This is a genomic window from Phycicoccus duodecadis (assembly GCF_002846495.1).
In the GTDB taxonomy this organism is placed as follows: Bacteria; Actinomycetota; Actinomycetes; order Actinomycetales; family Dermatophilaceae; genus Phycicoccus; species Phycicoccus duodecadis.
In genome coordinates this window covers 2,117,742-2,136,596 of record NZ_PJNE01000001.1, presented here as the reverse complement: position 1 = coordinate 2,136,596, position 18,855 = coordinate 2,117,742, and the positions used below count along the sequence as shown (strand labels likewise).

At 69.3% G+C, this 18,855-nt stretch carries 16 protein-coding genes; 8 read left to right on the top strand and 8 right to left on the bottom strand.

Annotated elements, in window-relative coordinates:
- Nucleotides 1-572 precede the first annotated feature (572 nt).
- Together ATL31_RS16445 and ATL31_RS10045 are read left to right on the top strand one after the other, a co-directional pair.
- A complete protein-coding gene (locus ATL31_RS16445; RefSeq protein WP_158239833.1) occupies nucleotides 573-1,013 on the top strand; it encodes a class I SAM-dependent methyltransferase in 441 nt (146 codons plus the stop codon).
- A gap of 178 nt (nucleotides 1,014-1,191) precedes the next feature.
- The gene (locus ATL31_RS10045; RefSeq protein ID WP_101395647.1) at nucleotides 1,192-2,718 is read left to right on the top strand and encodes a lipopolysaccharide biosynthesis protein; all 1,527 of its coding nucleotides are present in this window, start codon (nucleotides 1,192-1,194) and stop codon (nucleotides 2,716-2,718) included.
- Between the two features lie 7 nt (nucleotides 2,719-2,725).
- Here the strand turns inward: ATL31_RS10045 and ATL31_RS10040 are convergent, their stop codons facing one another.
- The 7 genes from ATL31_RS10040 to ATL31_RS10010 form a co-directional block, all read right to left on the bottom strand.
- Nucleotides 2,726-3,655 carry a hypothetical protein gene (locus ATL31_RS10040; RefSeq protein ID WP_143598373.1) on the bottom strand — a complete coding sequence of 310 codons (930 nt, stop codon included), beginning with the start codon at nucleotides 3,653-3,655 and terminating at the stop codon, nucleotides 2,726-2,728.
- Between the two features lies 1 nt (nucleotide 3,656).
- Entirely contained in the window at nucleotides 3,657-4,553 is an 897-nt protein-coding gene (locus ATL31_RS10035; protein ID WP_101395645.1) for a glycosyltransferase, read from the bottom strand.
- Nucleotides 4,550-5,242 (bottom strand): FkbM family methyltransferase, encoded by a 693-nt coding sequence (locus tag ATL31_RS10030; RefSeq protein ID WP_158239832.1) that lies wholly within the window; start codon nucleotides 5,240-5,242, stop codon nucleotides 4,550-4,552. The genes ATL31_RS10035 and ATL31_RS10030 overlap by 4 nt, the downstream gene beginning before the upstream one ends.
- A gap of 241 nt (nucleotides 5,243-5,483) precedes the next feature.
- Complete coding sequence (locus ATL31_RS10025) at nucleotides 5,484-6,683, bottom strand: glycosyltransferase family 4 protein (RefSeq protein WP_143598371.1); 1,200 nt, start codon at nucleotides 6,681-6,683, stop codon at nucleotides 5,484-5,486.
- Nucleotides 6,680-7,777 (bottom strand): glycoside hydrolase family 99-like domain-containing protein, encoded by a 1,098-nt coding sequence (locus ATL31_RS10020; RefSeq protein ID WP_101395642.1) that lies wholly within the window; start codon nucleotides 7,775-7,777, stop codon nucleotides 6,680-6,682. The genes ATL31_RS10025 and ATL31_RS10020 overlap by 4 nt, the downstream gene beginning before the upstream one ends.
- Nucleotides 7,774-9,948, bottom strand: coding sequence for a glycosyltransferase (locus tag ATL31_RS10015; RefSeq protein WP_101395641.1), 2,175 nt, complete (start codon nucleotides 9,946-9,948; stop codon nucleotides 7,774-7,776). Before ATL31_RS10015 ends, ATL31_RS10020 begins: the two co-directional genes overlap by 4 nt.
- Nucleotides 9,945-11,051, bottom strand: coding sequence for a glycosyltransferase family 2 protein (locus tag ATL31_RS10010; RefSeq protein ID WP_245862232.1), 1,107 nt, complete (start codon nucleotides 11,049-11,051; stop codon nucleotides 9,945-9,947). The genes ATL31_RS10015 and ATL31_RS10010 overlap by 4 nt, the downstream gene beginning before the upstream one ends.
- Nucleotides 11,052-11,174: 123 nt before the next feature.
- Here ATL31_RS10010 and ATL31_RS10005 point away from each other — a divergent pair, with 123 nt between their 5' ends.
- From ATL31_RS10005 to ATL31_RS09990, 4 genes are all read left to right on the top strand, one after another.
- On the top strand, nucleotides 11,175-12,464 hold the full coding sequence (locus tag ATL31_RS10005; protein WP_101395640.1) for a hypothetical protein: 1,290 nt from the start codon (nucleotides 11,175-11,177) through the stop codon (nucleotides 12,462-12,464).
- Nucleotides 12,465-13,101: 637 nt separating this feature from the next.
- The gene (locus tag ATL31_RS10000) at nucleotides 13,102-14,196 is read left to right on the top strand and encodes a hypothetical protein (RefSeq protein WP_143598370.1); all 1,095 of its coding nucleotides are present in this window, start codon (nucleotides 13,102-13,104) and stop codon (nucleotides 14,194-14,196) included.
- On the top strand, nucleotides 14,193-15,365 hold the full coding sequence (locus tag ATL31_RS09995) for a glycosyltransferase 87 family protein (protein ID WP_101395638.1): 1,173 nt from the start codon (nucleotides 14,193-14,195) through the stop codon (nucleotides 15,363-15,365). The genes ATL31_RS10000 and ATL31_RS09995 overlap by 4 nt, the downstream gene beginning before the upstream one ends.
- Complete coding sequence (locus ATL31_RS09990; RefSeq protein ID WP_101395637.1) at nucleotides 15,358-16,719, top strand: hypothetical protein; 1,362 nt, start codon at nucleotides 15,358-15,360, stop codon at nucleotides 16,717-16,719. Before ATL31_RS09995 ends, ATL31_RS09990 begins: the two co-directional genes overlap by 8 nt.
- Nucleotides 16,720-16,729: 10 nt before the next feature.
- On the opposite strand, the gene ATL31_RS09985 is transcribed toward ATL31_RS09990, so the two are convergent.
- Nucleotides 16,730-18,130, bottom strand: a complete 1,401-nt coding sequence (locus tag ATL31_RS09985; protein WP_101395636.1) for a glycosyltransferase family 39 protein — start codon at nucleotides 18,128-18,130, stop codon at nucleotides 16,730-16,732.
- Nucleotides 18,131-18,364: 234 nt separating this feature from the next.
- Between ATL31_RS09985 and ATL31_RS09980 the strand changes: the two genes are divergently transcribed.
- Nucleotides 18,365-18,532 (top strand): Flp family type IVb pilin, encoded by a 168-nt coding sequence (locus ATL31_RS09980; protein ID WP_101395635.1) that lies wholly within the window; start codon nucleotides 18,365-18,367, stop codon nucleotides 18,530-18,532.
- Nucleotides 18,533-18,615: 83 nt separating this feature from the next.
- Entirely contained in the window at nucleotides 18,616-18,783 is a 168-nt protein-coding gene (locus ATL31_RS09975) for a Flp family type IVb pilin (RefSeq protein ID WP_245862228.1), read from the top strand.
- Nucleotides 18,784-18,855: the final 72 nt, after the last annotated feature.

Below are 18,855 nucleotides of genomic sequence, written 5' to 3'. Positions count from 1 at the left end.
CGGGGCCGAGCAGAGCGCTCGACGCTGGCGTGAACGAGGGGCAGTCGGGGAGCGGAGCGTCACCCCACCTGTGCGCGGTACCTGGCTCACCGACGGGGCGTGTACGCCTGAGGGCCCAGATCGTGACTGCCGGTCCCGAAAGCTCACCAGATCGCGCATCTCCGGCGGTGGGACGCGCTCAATTGCCCGCGTTGCCGCGATCCACGCTCACCGTGCCACATCATTGCTCTGTGGAAGCGGAAAGGGCCGAACTTCGAGAGCACCTCATGGGCGGTCTGACGGGTACCAGCAGCCGGCGACTGCTCGCGTTCCCCGGCGAATGCTTCGTTTGCGGACTGGGCCGGTCTCCCCGAACCGGTTACATCGAGCGTGGATCCTGGGCGAGGGACGAACTGATTTGTGTCAGATGTCGCTCGATTCCGCGCGAGCGTTGCGTGGCCCATGTCCTCCAGCGCATTCGGCCCCACTGGCGACAGCTGCGCATCCACGAGTCGTCTCCCAGCAACCGCGGTCTCTCCAAGGCGCTGAGGAGAGCTGCTGCCGGGTACTCGTGCTCTCAATTCCTTGACGGCGTGGAGCCGGGCCGAGTCGTGGATGGTGTTCGGTGTGAGGACCTGCAGTCGCTGTCCTTCGACGACAAAACTCTGGACGTCGTGCTGACTCAGGACGTCATGGAGCATGTGATGGACCCCGCGCGCGTCCTGTCCGAGATCCACCGGGTGCTGGCTCCCGGAGGTGTCCACCTCGCGACGTTCCCGTGGAATCCGGACATCCAGTGTTCGCGGCCCCGAGCCGTGGAGCGGGACGGACACGTGGTCCACCTCTTGGAACCCCAGTTCCATGGCAACCCCGTCGGAGACGGGCGGTCACTTGTGACGTGGGACTGGGGTGCAGACCTGTTCGGTTATGCAGAGCATGCCGGGTTCGCCCTCACAGTGGTAAAGCTGCCTCACAGCCGTCGCCACGGCATCGATGGTGAATATCGCGATGTGTTCGTGTTTTCTCGCCGATGACTCGTGAACGGGGGCTGAGGGAGGCCGAGGTACGAGCGCGTGCGGTTGAGGTACCCACCCACCTGAGGGCCGAGGCCATCTGCCGCATCGTCGATGCGATTCGCGGTCGTCTCGTGGCCGTCGGAGAGCGCGGCGAAGCGCGCACCCCGATGCGGCGCGGCGCTAGCGAGGGTTCCTCGTGACCAACGATCTTCCACGTCCGCAGGGAGCTACCGGAACGTCGAGGGTCACGGTCACTCGCGCCATCAGCAGCGGAGCGGTCGGCGCCCTGCTTACCCTTGGGTTCAACCTGCTCCTGCTCCCCGTTGTCCTGAGGAAGCTGGGCCCGGATCTGTACGGAGCCTGGATCGCGCTGTCTGCCCTCATCGCCGTAGCCGCACTGGCCGATGCCGGGATCCGGACGGAGGTCGCGCGTCGCGTCGCTGCCGCTCGAGGAGGGGGCGATGAGCACGGCCTCGTCCGTTCCACGAACGTGGGGACGACGGTGATGGCGCTGACCGTGACGCCGGTCGTGATCCTGGCAGTCTGGGGGGCGCCTTGGTTGGCGGCACTGGTGTTTCCCACGGGTGTGCCGGGATATTCCGACGCCCAGATCGCCATGGTGCTCAGGGTGATGGTCGTCGCCATGGCCGCGAGTCTGATCCTGGGCGCTCACTTCGCGGCCCTGAAGGGTCTCCAGCGCTCGGACGTGGAAGTGGCCGCGCAGGTGCTCGCCCTTCCCGCCAACGCTGCTGTCCTGCTGGTGGGGCTGCTCCATGGCTGGGGCCTGTGGGCCCTTGCCTTCGCGCAGCTCGCCGGTATCGCTGTTGCGGCCTCCGTGCAGGCCGTCGGGACCCGCAGACTCCTACCCCACCTGAGCTTCAGGCCGGGACTTGCGGGGTGGCCGGTGGTCCTCTCCTATCTGACACTGTCCACGCTGGCGCTGGTGTCCCAAGTCGGTGACGTCTTCGACTCCCAGTGGGACAAACTGGTCATCGCCAGGTACGTGGACAGCGAGGCAGTCACGGCGTTCCATGTCGGAACGATGCTGGTCCTCCAAGCGAAAGCACTGGCGCTCCTGCCCCTCATGCCGCTCCTTGCCGGCGTAGCCGAGTTGCGGGTCGCCCGGCCACGAGAGGCTCAGGAGCTCCAGAGGAGCCTGGTGAAGGTAGGGGCCGTGGCGAGTGCCGTCGTCCTAGGTGGGGTCTTCGTTTTTGCCCCGGCCTTCATCCTCCTGTGGCTTGGCCCAGGGTACGAGGAGGCGGGTGTCGTCGCCCGGATCTTCACGGTTGCAGTGGCACTGAACCTCGTGGTCGCGCCGATCGCGTTCCAGGCGTTCGCGGAGGGTGCGCACCGTCTCGCGGCGGTCGCAGCGTTGACGAATATCGCGGTCAACGCGTTCGCCAGCTTGCTCCTAACGGTGCAGGTTGGTCTGTACGGTGCGGCCGTGGGCTCGGTGGTCGGCAACATGGCGGGTGCTGGCGTGCTGGTGGCCCTTGGACGACGCAGGCTGCGCGCGTGGGTCTCGCCGGCGATAAGGACACCGGTGCTTGCCGCCGGAGCAGGGGGCGCGGTGGTCATCAGCGGGGTGGCCGATGTCCGGTCTTGGCCGTGGCTGCTGGCCTCTGTGCTGCTGTTTGCCCTGGCCGTGGGCGTATCTGCTGCTCGGCTCGAGGGGATTTCACTTCGCGCCGCAGCTGGAGCGTTGCGTCGTCGCCGGCCCTGACAGCCCCTCAGAGATCGAAGATGTCTCGGATCTCACGCTCCTGACCCGACGGAAGTACGGACAGCGGCAGGTCCGCGATCAGGCGGAGGCGATCCACGTGGTCTCGCACGTACGACAGGTCACCTTGCTGGTTTCGACTGCTGAGGAAGCGGCTGGGTCGCCAGGCACTCGCGGGGGGAACCTCATTGAGGTCGCCCAGGCTCTCCCGCAGGACGAAGAAGGCGTTCACGGCGTGCTTAGTGGCGCCCACCAGGGCGTATCCTTTTCGGTCGGCGAGAGCCGTGAGAGCGGACAGCGACGCACCGAAGTACTGGTGGGACCAATGCGCTTCCCCGCACACGAACGTGGGGGTGTATGGGACGGTGACCGCCGCCGACGGTCCGAAGATGCTGTTGAACTCGACTATCAAAATCGTCGGGCGCACGACTTCGAGTGCCTCGAGAAGCCAGTAGTCCATGCCGTCCACGTCGATGGATACAAGTCCGACGTCTCCGGTGTACCCGTGGCTCTCGATGACATCGTTGATGTTCTCTTTCGTCACGAACGTGCGAACCGGCAGGACGTCTGCGCGCCAGCCGAGCTCCGTCCCCCGAATGAACGCCAGGTGATCTGAAGAGCCGTCGATGGCAAGACCTCGCCAGTTGTTGTTTGAGGCGAGAAAACGAGTGTTGGACTCGCGATAGGACTGGACCCCGATCTCAATGAAGGAGGGGTCGCACGGCGCCACGTGACGGAGCAGGAATTGGATTGCCCCGTCCTCGCCGTACTGGGAGAACACCTTAAATTCAGCATCGTTGAGGGTAGTCGGACGACGTACTTCCTGTAATGAGCACTGAAGTTGGCCCATGGCGAAAAGGACCTCATCGGTACGGTCTCTGGCGGTGGCTTGTCTGACCGCTTCGCGAAGACGGTCTGCCTGGCGTCGCACGTCGATCACGTTACAGGGCCCCGTGCCGGGTGCGGGTGGCCATCGTTGAAGGCGCCCCAGCAGCCGCTCGCCGTCCTTGTCGCAAGCCACGCCACGCTTCCCCGAGCGCCTTCGGTTCTTTCTCTATGAGATGCACGACAGCAGTGCGCAGCAACACGAACCACGGCGTGATCGCGCGCGAGAGGCGGGTGCCGTGGGCGGCCTGGAAAAGTACGGTGTTCCGGCACGCCCAAAACGCGGGCATGCCGGATGTGGTTTGTGTCGCGGAGGTGTCGGTCGCCGTGACGACCCTCCAACCGCAGTGACGCATCCGCGTGTGAAGCTCTGTCTCCTCCATGTACAGAAAGAAGTCCTCTCGAAATCGGAGATCTTCCAGCACGGCGGTCCGATAGACCGCGATGGCTCCGTCTACCCAGTCGACGTCCGTCGCATGGCTTCGAGCATGCGCTGTCCCGAGGTGGTGCCGGGGGAAGAGGAGGTGAGGGGTGAGGTAACCGCCCCGCGACCAGACTGCCTCCCCTTGCCGCAGGGTGGCAGGGCCAACCACGGACACAGTCGGGTGGAGACGGAGAACCTCAACCATCTTGCACAGATCGCCTGCGGCACATTGGGTTTCGTGGGTCAGGACCAGGGTGAACGGTGTACCCGGGGATTGCAGCCGCACCCCGTGGTTGACGGCGGCCCCGTACCCGTGGTTCGCGGTAAAGGCCACTCGCCACCGGTCGGCGGCGGCGGCGGCTGTCAGCCTGGCCATCACCGCTGGATCCTCGCTGTTGTCGACGACGAGCACCCGCTCCGCCGGGACCCCTGCATCCAGGACGGATGCGACCGTCGCCAACAAGTCATCAGGGCGGCGGTGGTGGACGATGATCGCCGACAGCTGGTCGATGGGTGTCGGGCTGCTCATGGGGCGAGGTCTCTCACGATGGCCGCGAGGCCGGGAGGAACCGCAACGACATCGAAGTGCCAGTCAGGTTCGGGTCCGTCGTCATCGATGCACATCTGCCGCAGTAAGTCCGTGCGGGCCGGGTCGTGAGGGTGCTCAACATGGCTAAGGTCCCCGTGCTTCGTAAACCACACGAACGTCTCGTACCCCGCAGCAGTGAGAACCTCGAAGGGCCTCTCAGGGTCCTGTCCACAGGTCGCCAGAAGGATTGGGTGCCACTCGAAGATCACTGCTGGTGACCACCGGGACAGGGTGTCCACGGACCCTGCGAGGACCTTGCCGTCGAAGCCGTCGGTGTCGATCTTGATGACATCCACCCGCTGGCCACGCAGAACGGTGTCGAGAGCCAGCGCGGGGACGGTGGTCGCGCCCTGAGGACTCGCGGTCCCCGAGTGGGTGCGCACAGGCGCCGGTACCACGTCTTCGGAGTCCGAGAGCATGGTCGGGAGAATCTCTACGTCCGTGAGGTGGGCGAGGTTTCGGCCAAGATAGGAGTGGAACTCCGGGTCGGGCTCGATGCAGATGAACCGGTCGTGGCTGGCCTCCGCCCGCTCGGCGAGCAACAACACGGTGTCCCCGATCGCGGCGCCCACATCCACGATCGTGAGGGGGCCACCGCGTCGCGCTCGCACGGCGTTCACGAGTTCCACCAGGGGCGCGTTATAACGCGGCCAGCGCCGCATGAAGGCCGGGTAGGCGAAACCTGTGTTGAGGACGACGGGACGTCCGTGCAACTGGAGGTGCGAGACACCATGCAGGCGCGGAGTTCGCGTCACCCACCAATGGGTCCATGCCCACTCAAGGGTGTCACTCCGAACCCAGCCCGCGCTTCGCACCAGCAACCGGTACTCGATGGCGTGGCATCGGGCTGCGACAGATTGATGCCGTCGTCTAGGCGTCCTGAACATCCACGACCTCTCGGAGTGCAGCGACTTGGCGTTCGGTACTTGCCCCAACAGACCAGAAGGGAAGGATCGTGGACGGGATGTCGCCCGGCTCCCCGATCCCTGCGGTCCCAGCGACGATGTCAGAGATGGCTCGGCTCAGCGCCGGAACCGAACGCGGGACGAGGAGTCCGTTCTCGCCGTCGGAGACTGTCTCCCGATATCCAGCCTCGCGTACGGCCACGACTGGGGTTCCGCAGGCGATCGACTCGAGCGGGGTCAGTCCGAGGGGTTCGAGTTGAGCGCATGCGACCGTTGCGAGCGCTCCGGAGTAGAGCTCCGCAAGCTTCTCGTCGGATACTCCCCGCTGCTCGGTGACGATGACCCCCACCTCCCGGGCCCGCTCGAGCAACCGTCGACGATATTGGGCGTCGCATCGCTCGTAGACCAGGACCAGGGATGGCCTGATCGAGGGGTCGATCTTCGCCAAGGCATCGACGGTGACGTGGTGGTTCTTAAACGGTTCGAGGCCGCCCACCGAAAGAACGTAGGGCGTGTTCGAAGCCGGCACCGTTCGCGGTCGGAAGACGTTGGTGTCGACCCCTGGCGGGACGACGGACGCGGCGCGACCGTAGGAAGCGAGAATCCGCTCCGCCGTGTACGTCGAGTTGCAGGCGAGTCGCGTCGCGGCCCCGACTCCCCTTCGGTCTCGCGGCGCGAGCAAGCGGTCCCCGAGGCCACCGACGATGCGCCCGGGGAACCCCAACAGACCACCTCGTCCGCCCTGCCGGTAGGACGGCTCGAAGGACGCTCGGCGCACCTCGTGGAGGTAGACCACCGAGGGCGCCCTGAGCAGTCGCACCAGCCCCGGGACGTTGCTCAGCCAGCTCGGATGGATGTAGGCGACGTCATAGTTTCCTGCGTTGATCATCTCGGCCACTGTTCGCTCCGCCGGGCCCAAGCGCGCAGCCAGGACCGGTCGGCTCAGTCGACCACCCCACAGGTCACCGACGCGGCCAGCGTCGAGGGGCGCGGTCCGAGGGAACGTCCCCGGTACGGGATAGTCCACCTGCTGGAATGGAGACCCGGTAACGTCCTCCAACCCGAAGAGGTCGATCTCGACGTCGGGTGGCGCGTTCGCCACGAAGTCGCCGACCACCCGAAGCGCGCCACCGGGCGGAAGGTGATGGTAGAGAGCGACCCTCACGTCGTCTCCAGAGATCCAGCACGGAATCGAGCGTCGCGGTGGGCCTCGAGGAATACGGGTCCTCGCTCGCGGTCGGGCTCGAGGTGGGCCCCCTCAGCCCATTCGTTCCAGGCGTTGACGAAGACGAGCGAGTCGCCGCCGGGCGTCGTCGGGGCAGCGCGAGCGGCCCACTCGACCCAACGTCGGTACAGCTCGGGCGTGTCGTTGACAAGGGCGACGCCCTTGCGACCCTTCCGCGCAGTGTTGTCCCATCGCGGCGTGACGCAAGGGAACCGGGGGTACGGGACCGACGGTTTTGCCTGCATCCGGGTCGCCACGGAGGCGTAGTCGTGCACCTGCCACGGGCGCTCGCGGCCGGTGTGGGCCAGTCGGCGCAATCCTGAGCGAACTTTTCCGGTGAGGCCGCCGCCCAGGACCTTCCAGTCAGGGGCGAACTCTGCGGCGGCGTCGAAGCCGAGGACCCTGGGGTCTGATCGCTCGTCCGTGAAACTCTCCACCCGCACGAGGTAAATCTCGCCGATACCGGCCGCTGCGGCCTCCTCGCGGAGGATGTCGGTGGTCCGGTGGGCGTCCGGCAGCTGCGAAGCGCGGTAGATGAGGAAGAGGGGCTTGCCGTCGACGCGGATGTACCGTCGGTCGGCGAACGCCTCGGTCAGCCACCGAGCGTGCTCGCGGTCGTCGTCATACCGCTGCTCGACCAGGACGTCATTTGAGCGGCCATCCCAGGTGCGCGTCCAGCTCTCGTTGGCCCAACAGAGCGCGAAAGGAAAGTCGGGCTCACCGGAGCTGCGGACCTCGTCGAATGGACGGTTGAGTAGCCGCCTCCCGCTGAACCAGTAGTGGTAGTAGACAAAGCCGTCGATGCCGTGCGCGCCCGCGAGGGCCGCTTGGGCCGCCCTCGTCTCGGCCAGCCGAAGGTCGTAGTAGCCGAGCGCCCCAGGTACATGAGGCTGCCGGTGTCCGGGGAAGAGCGGGCGGGCCTGGGAGACGTTGACCCACTCGGTGAAACCGGGACCCCACCACTCGTCGTTCTCGAGGATCGGGTGAAACTGCGGCAGGTAGAAGGCAAGGTGCCGTTGCGTGCCAGTCGTCATTGCGCCGACCCTAGGTCGTGGTCGGGGATGCTGGAGTGCGCCCCACTTACCGGATATGCGGCCATCACCACTGAGCACACCGTTGCTGGTGACCACTCGTCGACGAAAGCCTGACGACCTGAAGCGCCGAGTGTCCGCAGCCGATCGTGGTTGTGGAGCAGGTCGCGCAGAACCCGCTGCAGGTCGTCTCTCGCGCCGTAGCTCACTGTGACGCCGTGGCGCGACTTGACGACGCGCTGCGCCGAGAGGGTGCCTTCCGCGACGACGATCGGGCGCCCAAGGGCCATGCTCTCGAAGACCTTGTTCGGGCTCACCCAGCGATAAGCGGGATGGTCCGGGTCTTCGATCTGGACGAACACGTCGAACCGGCTCATTGTCGACATGAGCACATCGTCGTCGACCCAGCCCAGGAAAGTGACGTTGGGATAGCGAGCGGCGCGGCGCCGAAGGTCCTCTTCAAGGGGTCCGAAGCCTCCCAGGACAAGGGAGATACCCTCCGCGGCCATGCTGCCCACCGTGTCGACGATGACGTCGAGCGACCGATGCGGTACCAACGAGCCGATGTAGCCAACTATCAGACCGTCGTCCGAGAACGGTTGAGGCGCAGCGCCTCCCAGCGGGATATTTGGCAGCTCGACGATTCCACGCGGTTTTGCGCCAGGGTGCTGTGGTAGCCGCAACAGGTCGGTGATCAAGAAGAGGTCTGCCGCGGTGATCACAGCATCCTCGATGCGTTCGAGTACTCGAGCGATGCCATTGGGCCAGCCAACGGGGAGCGACGCGGCATATGGGTCGAGGCACTGGTAGACGAACGGAACCCGCAGCAGCCGGGCTCCGATGAGTCCAGCAATGCCGGTGTCGAGGTCCATCGCGTGGACCACCCGCGGGCGGGCCCGCAGGGTGTTCCAGAGGAACCACGGCTGCAGCAGTGCGACCTTCACCACGGTGCTGAGCCGGTAGTACTCACCGGGACGGGTCGAGCGCTGGAGGGTGAGTCGGGGGGAGACCACGGGGCACCTGTAGTCGCCCTTCCGATCCCACACGAGCGCCGTCGTGCGGAGTTGTGTAGTGAGGATCGTGAGGAGCCGGGGAAGCGAGGAGTCCTTCGGGTTGGTCCTTAAGACCACTACGTCGGGCCGCCCGCTCGCAGCCGGCACAATCCCCCCTACAGTTGCCCGCGGTCGTGCACCCCTCCAGTAGAGGCGCAACAGGCCGTTGAGAGCGCCGATCGCCCCCGGGGAGTCGAGCTGAGTCTGCGTGATCGAGGGCGTTACGAGCGCGTCGAGCGCGTGCGGCGCGTGCACAGCGGCCTGCACCCGCCGCCGGCGCGCGCGCACGCTGCCGGCGTGGCCCAGCAGCCAGCCCCAGGCCCGCAGCTTCTCGCGGGCCCAGCCGTCGCGGACCGCCACCACCAGGTAGAGCGGCTCCAGGACCAGCAGCACCGGCAGCGTGCGCACCAGCAGGTGCGTGGGGTAGTCGCCGATGACGGTCAGCAGCCGGTTGCGCTCGAGGTGGAACATCTTGCGCGGGTTGCGCGAGAACTCGTACGCGTGGGTCGCCACCGCCTCGGGCACGTACACGACGTCGAGCCCGGCCAGGTGCGTGCGCAGGCTGAGGTCGGTGTCCTCGTGGTACATGAAGTAGGAGGCGTCCATCCCGCCAAGCAGGTCCCAGACCTCGCGCCGGCAGGCGAACAGCGCCCCCGCCACCGACGCCAGGCGGCGCGGCCTCAGGTGCGCCGGGCCGAGGCGCTCGCCGTAGCCGTCGCACCAGCTGAGCCCGCTCAGGTGCACCGGGAGACCAGCGGAGTTCACGGTGTCGGGCCGGTCGGCCTCCTCGGGCAGCAGCACCAGGCCGCCGGCCAGGCCCACGGCCGGGTCGGCGACGCGAGCCGCGAGCGCCGCCAGCGCGCCGGGCCGCAGCACGGCGTCGGAGTTGACGAAGACCAGCACCTCGGCAGCGGTGGCGGCGGCCCCGGCGGCACATCCGGCCCCGAAGCCGCCGTTCGGCATCGTCAGGACGCGCACGCCCGTCACGTCTGGCAGGCGGGTGACTCCGTGGTCGACCAGGACGACCTCGTCGCCCCGCCCGAGCTGAGCCCGCACCGCCTCGAGGCAGGCCGCGAGCACCGGCTCGTCGCCGAAACCCACGACGACGACGGCGACGCTCACACCCTCTCCGCGGCGCGCCCGGCGGTGGGGGCCGGATGCTGTGGGGCCCGGCCGGGCTCGGCGGGCAGGCCGGTGGGCTGCTGCTCGGCGGCCCGCTCGACGACGAGCTCCTCGGCCGCCGGGGCCGGGGGAGCGGCCGGCACGCGTGGGGGCGCGGGCACGGCCATGTAGGCGATGCGGGTGGTCTCCTGGCGCACCTTGCGCAGCCCGTCGAGCAGGACGCCCACCACCATCACGATGAACGCGACGACCACGAGCGCGGCCGAGAGGATGGCGGTGGGGAAGCGGCCGACCAGCCCGGTGCGCAGGTACTCGTCGATGACCGGCACGGCGATGCCGACGGCCGTCAGGGCCGTGAGCACCGCCAGCGTCGAGTACATCGCGAGCGGCCGCTCGTGGTGCATCAGGCGCGTGATCATCCGCAGGATGCGGAATCCGTCGTGGTAGGTACGCAGCTTGCTCTCGGACCCCTCGGGGCGGTCGCGGAACCCCACCGGCACCTCGGCCTGCGGCACCCGGTTGTTGATGGCGTGCACGGTGAGCTCGGTCTCGATCTCGAAGGCGCGCGAGACGGCGGGGAAGGACTTGACGAACCGGCGCGAGAACACGCGGTAGCCGCTGAGCATGTCGTTGACTGGGCGGCCGAAGATGCGCGAGACGACCCGGTTGAACATCCGGTTGCCGAGGGCGTGGCCCGACCGGTACGCCCCCGACGTGGCGGCGACCCGCACCCCGGTGACCTGGTCGTAGGGCCCGGACAGCAGCACCTGGATCATCTCGGGCGTGGCCGCCACGTCGTAGGTGTCGTCGCCGTCGACCATCACGTAGACGTCGGCGTCGAGGTCGGCCAGCGCCCGGCGGATGACGTTGCCCTTGCCCGGTTCGGGCTCGCAGCGGACCTCGGCCCCGGCCGCCTCGGCATTATCGGTGGTGCGGTCGGTGCTGCCGTTGTCGTAGACGTACACGATGATCCCGGGGACGGCGGCGTGCAGATCGTCCACCACTTGACCGACGGCGGTCTCCTCATTGCGGCACGGCACGATGGCCGCCACTCGCAACGAGCTCCAGGGCTCGGAGCCGCCCACGCCGGTCAGGTCCTCCACGACTGCGAGTGTAGGTGCGGGGGTACTGACACGCTGGCTCTCAGACGTTCAGAGGTACCTCGCGGTCCGTGGATGTGTCCTCGACGTCCCGCCGAAACGCCTCTCCTTGAGTACGGTGTGGGCGTGATGACGGGGGTTCCCACTGCCGAGGAGCGGTCGGTCAGGGAGCCCGCGCGCTGGTCTCGTGCCCGACGCCGACCCTCGCCGGAACTGGCTTGGGCGCTGGTGGTGACTGTAGTCGTTCGGCTCGCTGAGATCATCGCCCTCAAGATCGGAGCAGAGGCGCAGAGTGCGACGGGACCTGCGACTCCGGACGGCGTGCCTGGGCACTACTTCGTCTACTCTCCCTCCCCCGCCTCTCCCGGGCTGGGTGCCGTCCTGGGGAACTGGGACGGCGAGTGGTACGAGCGGATCGCGATGCTGGGGTACCCGCGGGGCGACGAGATCGCGTCGGCCAACGACGCGTATGTGAGCGGGTTCCCCCCGGGTTTTCCGCTGCTGGCTCGCGTCACGACGGAGATCAGCGGGTTGTCGTTCGTCTGGTCGTCCGTGCTCCTGAACACCGTCCTGTCGTTGGCGACGGTGGTGCTCCTTCATGGACTCCTGCGCTCGCGCGGGCTCCCGGCGCGGGTGGCGGCCGTCGGCGCGGCCGCGGTTTCGCTCCTGCCCTCTTCCCCAGTGCTGGTAGCGGCCTACAGCGAGCCCCTCGCACTCCTCTTCCTCGTGGTGGCACTTCGTCTCATCCTGGAACACCGCTACCTGGTGGCGGCCGTGGCCATTCTCGGGCTCGCTCTGACGCGCCCGGTGGCCGTCGCCTTCGTCCCTGTCCTCCTGATTCACGCAGTGCTCCGATTCCGGGTCGATCGGCGATTGATGCCGGCTCGTAGCTGGGCGACGCTGAGCGTCGCGACGCTCGTCGCGGCGGCATCCCCCTGGGTGTGGCCCCGTGTGGCGGTCTGGATCTACGGTCGGTCGGAGTCCGTGGCGAACTCGGGGGCCTCGAGGACCGACCAGATCGCGAGTGGACTGGGATCGGGCTACCTCAGGACGACCCTGGATGTCGGCGGCCCGCCTGCACTAGTGCTCCTGGCCCTCGCGTTCCTCGCCCTCGTTGGCGTCCCGGCCGTCGTGGGTCTGAGGACCGGCTGGCCCGTCGAGTTGCTTGCCTGGGGCGCCGCCTACCTCGCCATGGTCATCATCGCTACTCCCATAACACCCGGGTTCCTGCGATACCTCGTGCTGGCAGCCCCCCTGTTCGGCCCGCTCTTCGCGGCACCCTTCGCGCGGATGAGCCGGCCCCACCTGGCCTTTGTGGCGACCCTGACGGCTGCGTGCCTCTGGGCTCAGTGGTTCTGGATCCGGTACCTGTTCATCCTGGACCCAGCCCCCGCCTTGCTCCCATGGTCACCGTGACGGGGCCGGTGCCGGCCGGGCATGGTCAAGACGTGGAGAAGGTCGAAAGGGCGGCGATGCCGTCAGGCGGGTCGGGAAAGTTGACGTCCCCGAGCCACCAACGGCGGTCGTCTCTCCGGCGGCTGCTCGCCACCTCGGGCGCAGTGGCGATGCCTTGGATCTCCTCGTCACAGGTTGGCCGTGGGGCCTGGGTGGATCGTGGTGCCGACGAGATTCCTGTGGTTCGCGCACTTCTGGCTCTCCCATCGGTTCCCGGACGCGTATGCCCCCCGCGCTGGCGAGCGTCCTGGCCCCGGCGTACGTCGCGCACGCTGTGGTCCTGCTCCTTCTGCTCACTCGTTCTCGGCCGCGAACGGTTCGGGACGAGAACCTGTCGGCGACTTCCGATGGCTGAGGCCGTTCCTGAGGCTTCCGGTCAGCGGAGGCTCTCCCTCTGGCTCCAGTGGCTGTGGGTCCAATACCTGCGGGTGCCAGATCCCGCCGCGTCTCTGGGCCCAGGAGCGCCGTGAGCGGCTCAGACGCGCTCCGCGTCTTGGCACCTCCTGCTCGCGGGCCCGTCGTGGAGTCGCGAGCGTCGCGCTGGGGGGTGCCGCTCGGGGTCTTCCTGGCTTCGAGACTGGTCGACACGGTGCTGCTCGTGGCAGCCACCGGGCGTCAGATCCAGCTCACCCAGGCGAACTTCCCGTTCTACATGTACCGCGACTTCCCGATGCATCCCGGATACCTCGACCTCATCACGACGTGGGACGGCCAGTACTACGACGCCATCGCCACCGAGGGGTACGCCACGTCGGCCGGGCTGGATCCCCAAGGACGATCTCCCGCCTGGGCGTTCCCCCCCGGCTTCCCCGTGGCGGCACGCGCTCTCATGGGCGTGACCCACTGGTCGTTCCCCCTCGCCTCGACCGTTCTGAACGTGGTTCTGGCCGGTGTCGCCATGGTCGTTCTCTACGACCTCGTCCGGAGAAGCGCCGAGCGGTTCGTCGCCGTAGCGGTGGTGGCTACGACGTCGTTCTTCGTGAGCGCACCGCTGCTGCAGACCTCCTACAGCGAGTCGGCTGCTTTGCTGCTCCTCGTCCTCGTGCTCCGGGCGATCTCCGACCGGCACTGGGGTCGGGCGGCGGTCTGGGTCACAGCGTTGATGTTCACGCGGATCATCACGCCGCCCCTGGCCGCGGTTGCGGTGGGGTGTCTCGTCTGGCGGTGGAGGGCCGGCGGATCTGTGTCGAGGGGTGAGGCCGTCCGGGCCGCGCTGTTCGCCGGAGTGGCCGTGTTCGGCGGGTTCGCCTGGCCTCTGGTCGTGGGCCGCCTGCAACCCGACAATCCGGGCGCCTTAAGAGCGTCGGCCGCGGTGAACCAGTCGGTGTCCTGGCTTGTCCAGGCCTACGCCAATGCCGGGGTGGTCGCCTTGCTCCTCGTCACCCTGGGGGCGGGCATCCTCCTCCTTGCGCCATGGACGTCGATCGGGCGGGCGATGGGCCCCGAGCTCGTTATCTGGTCTTGCACGTACTGCGCGATGTTGCTCCAAGTGACGCCCATCCAGCCCGGAATGCTCCGCTACCTGCTCCTGGCGCCGGGGCTCCTGCTTCCCGTGCTGGGCCCCGTCCGTCACCAGATGAGGGGCCGGTGGGTGGCTCTCGGCCTCCTCGTGGTCGGGCTCGCCCTCGCCCAGTGGTGGTTCGTTGATTCGCTCGTCCGGGTCGGCACGACGACGCAGAGGTTCGGTCCGTGACCGCCGCTCCGACCCGCGCTGTCCGCCGGCCCTCGCTCGGATGGCTCCTCGGCGCGGCCGCCGCGCTCGCGATGCTCTGGATCTCCTGGTCACACGTCCGCCGGGGCATCTGGGTGGATCTGGACGTGTACCGAGCCGGTGGGGCCGCCGTCCGCAGCGGCGAGAGCCTGTACGACGTCCGCATCAAGGACCTGCCCTTCACGTACCCGCCGTTCGCGGCCCTGTTGTTCGTCCCCGCCGCCGTCGTGTCCGAGCACGTGGCGAGGTGGGGCATGACGATCGTGACGATGAGCGCGATGGTGGCGGTGCTGGAGGTGGTGAGGCGCCGGCTGGGGCTGAGCCGGCTCGACGCCGTCCCGCTGGCTCTGGCCGCCTTCGCCCTCGAGCCGGTGTACCGCACCCTGCTGCTCGGGCAGGTCAACGCCCTCCTCCTGCTGCTGGTGGTCCTGGACTGCCTCGTGGTGCCACGGAGGTACCGGGGGCTGCTGATCGGTATCGCGATCGGGATCAAGCTGACGCCCGCCGTGTTCGTGCTGTGGCTGCTGCTCCGTCGCGACTGGGGGAGTGCGGTGCGTGCGGTACTCGCGTTCCTCGGCACGGCCGGCCTCGCCTTCGTCCTCGTGCCGAGCGCGTCCGCGTTCTTCTGGTCCGGGGGGTTCGCCGACCTGGGTCGTTTCGGGAGTGCCGCCGTGCTGGGAGTCGACAACCAGAGCCTCTCGGCGGCGATCTCGAGGCTCGTCGGTCTCGGTGCCCCGTCCACGGCGGTGGTCCTGGCCGCCGGGCTGGGCTCGGTGGCCGCCGGCACGTGGGTGGCCCATCGCCGCCTGCTCGCGGGCGACGAGGTGGGCTCCCTGCTCGCCGTCGCGGTCGGGGGGTTGCTGGCGTCCCCGATCTCGTGGAGTCATCACTGGATCTGGGTCGTCGTCGGGCTGATGTGGCTGGCGTCGGTCGGCCGGACGGTCGCCCTCGCCGTGATGGCGACGTTCTTCTGGCTCGCCCCGTTCTGGCTCTTCCATCGGTTCCCCGCCACGGACGCCCCCTACGGGCTGCCGGCGCGCGTGCTGGCCACGGCGTACGTCGCGAACGGCGTGGTCCTGCTCCAGCTGCTCGCCCGACCCCGGACCCCCACGGGTCCGGAGGGGCGCGCGCCGGCGAGCTCCGATGGCTGAGGCCGTTCGCGGGCCAGCCGCGCAGCGCCGGCTCCCGCTGGGCCTGGTGGCGGTCGCCGTCTGGACCTGTGTCCTGGCCTGGTTCGTCATCCAGGGGTCGGACCTGCTGTGGGTCGTCGCGCTCGGCGACGTCACCCGCTCCGGTGGTGGCGTCCCGACCAGCCTGCCCTTCGCCTCGGCGCCCCAGGCGGAGTGGCACAACCCGATCGTCCTCGCCGAGCTGCTGCTGTCCCTCGTCCACGCGCTCGGCCCGGCCGGCCTCGCCGCCCTGCAGCTGGTCGTGGTCGCGGTGACGCTCGTCGTCCTGCTCGCCGAGGGCCGCCGGCTCGGAGGCAGCGAAGGGCGCTGCGCCCTGGTGCTCTCCCTGGTCGTCGTCGGCGCCTCGGCCCATCTCGTCATCACCCGGCTGCCGTCGCTCTCGCTGGTGCCGTACGTCCTCGCGCTCGCCGTGATGCGCCGGCAGCACGACCGCCCCAGCCTCGCCGTGTGGTGGCTCGTCCCGATCTACCTCGTGTGGGGCAACCTGCACGGGGGAGTGCTGGTCGGGCTCGCCGTGCTCGGCGTCTTCCTCGTGGCCTCTCCCGGCGGCGGGCCCGTCCTGCGGCGAGCGGGTGTGGGCCTCGGCTGTGCGCTGACCCTCGTCCTCACGTCCGCCGGTCTGCGCACCCCGGCCTACTACGTGTCGGCCCTCGGCAACGAGGCGGCCGCGCGGGGGACCGACCTGTGGGCCCGCCCGAGCCTCGGCCAGCCCCTCGACGTCGTGATGATCGTCGCCGCGGTCGTCCTGGTCGTGCTCGCGGTGCGGGCCCGACCCCCGCTGTGGGAGTGGCTCGCGGTCGCCGGCCTGGTGCTCGGTGCCGCCTCGGCCGGGCGCAACGCGGTCTGGCTCCTGCTGTTCCTGGCACCGGCGGCGATGCGGATGCGGGTCCCCGCGCGGACGGCCCCCGCCGTGACCATCCGCCCTGCCGCCGCCGCGGTCGCCACCGTGGTCGTCGTTGCCGTGGCGGCGACCGCCCTGGTCGTGCGCGGCCCCGCGGTCGAAGCACCGGGCAGCGCGGTCGTCGAGGCCGTGCGCGCGGCGGCCGGAGGGCGGCCGGTGCTCGCCTCCGAACCGCTGGCCGAGACCCTCGCCCAGGCCGGCGTGACGGTGTGGGCCGCCAACCCGATCGACGCCTTCCCACGCGACGTCCAGGGGCAGTTCCTCGACTTCCTCCACGACGGGACGGTGCCGGACGAGCCGGCCATCGGGCTCGTCGTGGTCGCCGCCGACGCCGCTGCGGCCGTGGCTGCCGACGGGGACTGGATTCCCGGTCCTCCCCTCGACGGCTACGTCCTGCTCACCCCGGCGCCCTGAGCCGTCGGGCTCAGGCCCGGCGCCACAGCCGGTAGGTGCCATCGGCCCCCGCGACCCGCCAGCCGGCGCTCCCCGCCAGCGCCCGGTCGAGCGGCTCGCCCACCGCGGCGACGATGACGGCGACCCGATGCGCGTCCGCGTACGCGGCCCATCCGGGCCGGGCGTTCGTGAAGTCCTCGTAGGCCGCGGCGGTCGGCGCCGTGTAGACCTCCGCGCGCAGGTCACGCAGGGGCCGGACGCCCGGGTGCGCGGCCAGGACCCACCCCGAGACCCGGACGTCGACGGCGGCCACCGTGCCGGCCGGCAGGGCTGCCAGTGCGGTGTCGACGGGGCGGCCGAGCGGCCCGGCCGACGGCCCGCCCCAGACGACGCCCGGCGCGAGCGCCATGACGAGCGCGGCCACGACCAAGGGCGCGCTCTCCCCACGGGTCCACGGACGTCGGTCGCCGGAGGGGAAGGCGCGCATCAGCGCCGGGACCAGCAACAGGCCACCGAAGGCCACGGTCCGCACCGAGTACGCGGCGAGCCCGGCCCCCGCGAGCGCGAAGAGGACGGGGGCCGCGTCGAACGGCCGCCGGCGCAGGGAGCGCACGACGACGACCGCCCCGACGACGAGGACCAGCACGTACAGGGGGTTGCCGAGCGTCGGCGTCTGCCACTCGTTGACGCCGGTCCCCGCCCGCGCGCTGGAGCTCACGGCGAACGGCTCGATCAGCAGTCGCGGGCCCAGAGGGGTGGCCCCCGCGACCACCACGCAGGCCAGCAGCACAGCGCCCACGGGCGGCCAGCGGGTGCTCGATCGCCGGGTGACGGCCGCGACGACCAGGGTCAGGGCACCGAAGGCCAGCCCGACCGCCCACGTCCCGTGGACCATGGCCCACACCCAGGTGAGGGGGACCAGGAGCCACCGGGGGCGGCCGTCGGCCAGCGTCCGCTCCCACAGCAGCACGGTCACCGCGGCGAGCGCCAGCCCGGCCACCTGCGGGCGCTCGGCCCAGGCGGCGGCGGTCGTCACGGCGACCACCAGCACCACACCGGCGGAGCGCGCCGGCGTCATCGTGCGGCGGGCCGTCGCGTACAGCGCCGCCATCATGACGAGGAGGGCCAGGAGGCGCAGGACCCGCAGCCCCACCAGGCCGGCGCCGTCGACCGCCCACGACCCCACGACCTCCGACAGCCACTGGGTGGGGAGGTAGGCCCGGTCGGCCAGGGCCACCAGGGGGTCCGGCAGCACCCCGAACCACTGCCCGCCGCGCAGCTCACGCCCGATCCGCAGGTGCAGCCACACGTCGACGTCGACCTCGGACCGGAACCGCAGCAGCACGACCGTGAGAGCGGCGACGCCCAGGGAGAGCACCCAGTGGTCCGCGACGGCCCGCACGAAGCGTCGGGGTCGCGCGGGAACGGTCATGGGGCGCTCGCCGGTCGCGTCACGAGGGGGTCGGCGCACACCGCGCGAGCATCCCACGAGGCCCTTCGGCGGCGGAGCCGAACCGATCGGCCGAACGGACTACACGCCGGAACCGTTCGGGCGGGCGAGGTAGACCCCATCGGACCATGTGCGGGAAGGCAGTTCCGTAGAGACTTATGCCTGCTCGACCACTCACTCGGCCCCCGAGACCAACCCCTGAAAGGCTCAACCGCCATGACCAAGGCCATCATCAAGCTCCAGCAGCTCCGCTCCGAGAAGGGTGCGACCGCCGTCGAGTACGGCCTCATGGTCGCCCTCATCGCGATCGTCATCATCGTCGCCGTCGCCCTCCTGGGCACCAACCTGTCGACCCTCTTCAACAAGGTCGCCGGCAGCGTCTGAGCCTCACAGCTGCGAGGGCGTCGGCCTCGGTCGGTTCACCCGGCCCGGCCGGCGCCCTCTCCCATCGGAAAGGAACGCTGGCCGTGACCCCCCTGCTCCTGGCCCGCATTCGGTACCGCACCGAGACCGGCGCCACTGCCGTCGAGTACGCCCTGATGGCCTCCTTGATAGCGGTCGCGATCGTGGTCTCCGTGGGGCTGTTCGGAGGAAGCGTCCTCGGACTCTTCCAGAACGCTTCCGTCAAGATCTGAAGACTGCGCACCCTCCCTCTGTACCCGGGCTCGCGGTCCCTCTTGACAGCGCCACGGCGTCGGTCCTCAGAT